Annotated in this window: 1 protein-coding gene and 3 pseudogenes; 3 read left to right on the forward strand and 1 reads right to left on the reverse strand. The window is 73.2% G+C overall.

Annotation, left to right across the window (positions count from 1 at the left end):
* Window positions 1–114, forward strand: a pseudogene (locus FV230_RS26415) (methyl-accepting chemotaxis protein); the annotation flags it as partial.
* Here FV230_RS26415 and FV230_RS31030 read toward each other — a convergent pair.
* Window positions 105–1790 (reverse strand): annotated as a pseudogene (locus tag FV230_RS31030) (CHASE3 domain-containing protein); the annotation flags it as partial. The pseudogenes FV230_RS26415 and FV230_RS31030 overlap by 10 nt on opposite strands.
* Before the next feature lie 421 nt (window positions 1791–2211).
* Between FV230_RS31030 and FV230_RS26420 the strand changes: the two are divergent.
* On the forward strand, window positions 2212–2709 hold the full coding sequence (locus tag FV230_RS26420) for an Hsp20 family protein (protein WP_147844493.1): 498 nt from the start codon (window positions 2212–2214) through the stop codon (window positions 2707–2709).
* Window positions 2710–2882: 173 nt separating this feature from the next.
* Window positions 2883–3212 (forward strand): annotated as a pseudogene (locus FV230_RS26425) (hypothetical protein); the annotation flags it as partial.

Genomic DNA, 3212 nt, shown 5'->3' on the forward strand with positions numbered 1-3212 from the left:
GTGCAGGACCTCAGCGCCGCGGCCGGGAAGATCGGCGACGTGATCGGCCTGATCTCCAACATCGCGAGCCAGACCAACCTGCTGGCGCTCAACGCGACGATCGAGGCGGCGCGGACCGTCGCCAGGAAGCGGGCGACCTCCGCGGTCAGGTGCTCGGACTGGCGCGACAGCTCGGAGGCGGAGGCGAGCACCTGGCTGGCGGCCGCCCCGGTGTCCTCGGACGCGCGCGCCACGCCCGCGATGTTGCTCATCACCTCGTTCGTCCCGCTGGACGCCTGCCCGACGTTGCGCACGATCTCCTGCGTGGCCGCGCCCTGCTGCTCGACGGCGGCCGCGATCGTCGTCGCTACCATGTCGATCTCGCGGATGCGCGCCGCGATCGAGCCGATCACGTGCACGGCCTGCCCTGTGGCGCCCTGGATCTGGCCGATCTGGTCCGAGATCTCCTGCGTGGCCCGCGCGGTCTGGGCGGCGAGCTCCTTCACCTCGACGGCGACCACCGCGAAGCCGCGGCCGGCCTCCCCGGCCCGCGCCGCCTCGATCGTCGCGTTGAGCGCCAGCAGGTTGGTCTGGCTCGCGATGTTGGAGATCAGGCCGATCACGTCGCCGATCTTCCCGGCCGCGGCGCTGAGGTCCTGCACCAGGGCGGCGGTGTCGTCGGCCTCGGCGACGGCGCGCTGCGCCAGGTCGGCCGATCCCGAGACCTGCCGGCCGATCTCCTGGACCGAGGCGCCGAGCTCCTCGGCGGCGGCGGCCACGGTGTTGACGTTGACGGCCGCCTCCTCGGCGGCGGCGGCCACCGTCGTCGACTGGCTGGCGGTCCCGGCCGCCGTGGCCGTCATGGTCCGGGCGGTGGCCTGCAGCGCGCCGGCCGAGGACGACACCCGCCCGACGATGCCGCCGACCGCCTGCTCGAACCCGTCGGCCATCTGGCGCATGCCGGCCTTGCGCTGCTCCTCGGCCGAGGCGCGGGCGAGCGCCGTCTCGGCCTCCAGCGCCTGGGTGCGGATCAGGGTATCCTTGAAGACCTGGACGGCGCCCGCGATCGCCCCGACCTCGTCGCGGCGGTCCCGGAACGGGATTTCGGCGCCGGTGTCGCCGCGCGCGAGGCGGCCCATCAGGTCGGTGATCGCCCGGATCGGGCGCGAGACCGCCCAGTTCACCAGGAGCGCGCCCGAGGCGGCGGCGGCGAGCATGGCGAGGAGCCCGACGAGGACGGCCTGACGCGAGCCGGCGCCGGCGGCCTCGGCGATCCGCGCCCGGTCGTCGAGCAGGCTCCGCTCGATCGTCGCGATCTCGGCGGCCTTCAGGCGCAGCCGGTCCATCGCCGCCTTGCCGGCGCCGGAGATCGCGAGCTGCCGCGCCTGGCCGCGCGTCGGCTCGTCGCGCATCAGCGCGATCTCGCGCTCGGCGATTCCGTCGTGCCAGGCTTGGGCGTCCTGGTCGAGCGCGCCCAGGCGCTGCAGCTGCGCCGGGTTGTCGGAGACCAGCGCGCGGATCCGGGCGAGGGCATCGGCGTAGGCCTTGGTGCCGGCCCGGTAGGGCTCGAGGAAGTTCGGCTCGGCGCTCAGCAGGTACCCGCGCAGGCCGGTCTCCTGGTTGACCATGGCGGTGGTCAGCGCCTCGACCTGCTCCAGGACTCGGTAGGTGTGATCGCGCCACCGTTGCGCCTCCTCGACGGAGCCGAGGCCGCGCCAGCTCACCAGCGCGGCGAGGCCGGCCGCGCCGATGATGACGGCGAAGACCAGCAGGAGCTTGGTCATCAGGCGTAGATCGACGACGGCACGCATTCGAAAGCCCCGGGATGACGGCGCAAGACCGAGTTTTTCCTCTCGGGCGCGGTGTTCATCCTCTACGCGGCAAGCGGTTAAGCCCGCGCTACCGACGAAGTGTTGCGCGCACGCCGAAGCGGCCGCGCGAATACGGATGCCGTCACCTGCTACAACCTGTCGGTTGCATCAGTGGAAGCGCATGCCGGCGACCCCGACCTGCCGTCCCGCGGCTCGTCGGCGGGCCCGTGCGAGGCCCGGCGTTCGGGCCCCCTCCCCCGGCATCGCACGCCGGACGCCAGGAGAATTTTTCGGAGCCGGCCGGGAACCGGATCGCGGTGTTCGCATTTTCTGCGCGCGAGGCCGTTCGAAGGCTCGCCCACGGGCGCCGGAAGGCATCCGGCGACCCTTGTCATCACGTTGCTCCCAGGAGGATGTGGTCATGAGGACCCTTGATTTCGCACCGCTCTACCGATCCACCGTCGGCTTCGACCGCCTGTTCGCGATGCTGGACCGAGCCGCGCAGGCCGAGGCGTCGTCGACCTGGCCGCCCTACGACATCGAGCGGGTGGCCGACGACGCCTATCGCATCACCATGGCCGTCGCCGGCTTCGCGCCCGGCGAGATCGAGCTGACGCAGCACGGCGCCAGCCTTCTGGTCGCCGGCCGGCGAAAGGCGCCCGAGGACGAGCGCCGGATCCTGCATCGCGGCATCGCCACCCGCACGTTCCGCCAGACCTTCGAGCTGGCCGACCACGTGACGGTCGTCGGCGCGAGCCTCGAGCACGGCCTGCTCACCGTGACCCTCAAGCGCGAGGTGCCCGAGGCCCTCAAGCCGCGGCGCATCCCGATCGGCGGGACGGTGCCCGCCGTGAGCCGGGACGCGGTCAGCCAGGACGACGCGCCGAGCCGGATCGAGACCGGGCGCAAGGCGGCCTGAGCCCCCGGCGCGCCTCGATTCCGACGGCCGTGAACCTTGTGCCGCGCGGGCCTGCGGGCCCGCGCGGGGGCTCCGGCCCGTGTGTCCATCCCATCGCGCATCAGGAAGGAGGATCATCGATGAGGGAGACGCAGCTTTTCCGTTCCGGCGCCATGAATTTCGGTTCCGGCGCCATGAACCCCGATGGCGCGCATGATTCCGGCGGCGCCCATCCGGCCTCGTTCGAGGCCTGGCAGGCGCTCGTCGCCCCCGGCGACGTGTTCCGCCACCCGCGGGAGGTCCTGGCCCACCCCGCGCTCTCGCGGGCGGACAAGCGCGCGATCCTGGCGTCCTGGGCGTCGGATGCCTGCGTGCTCGCGGATTCGCCCGGCATGCGGTGCCTCGTCGGCAGCCGGGCCGAGCCGGTCTCGGTCGACGCCGTCCTCGCGGCGCTGGGCGAGCTCGTCCGAGCCGGGCCTGCCCGGCGATGGAGGCGTTCGCGCAGGCCGTCGCCGCCGGGGGCC

It is taken from the genome of Methylobacterium sp. WL6 (assembly GCF_008040095.1).
In the GTDB taxonomy this organism is placed as follows: Bacteria; Pseudomonadota; Alphaproteobacteria; order Rhizobiales; family Beijerinckiaceae; genus Methylobacterium.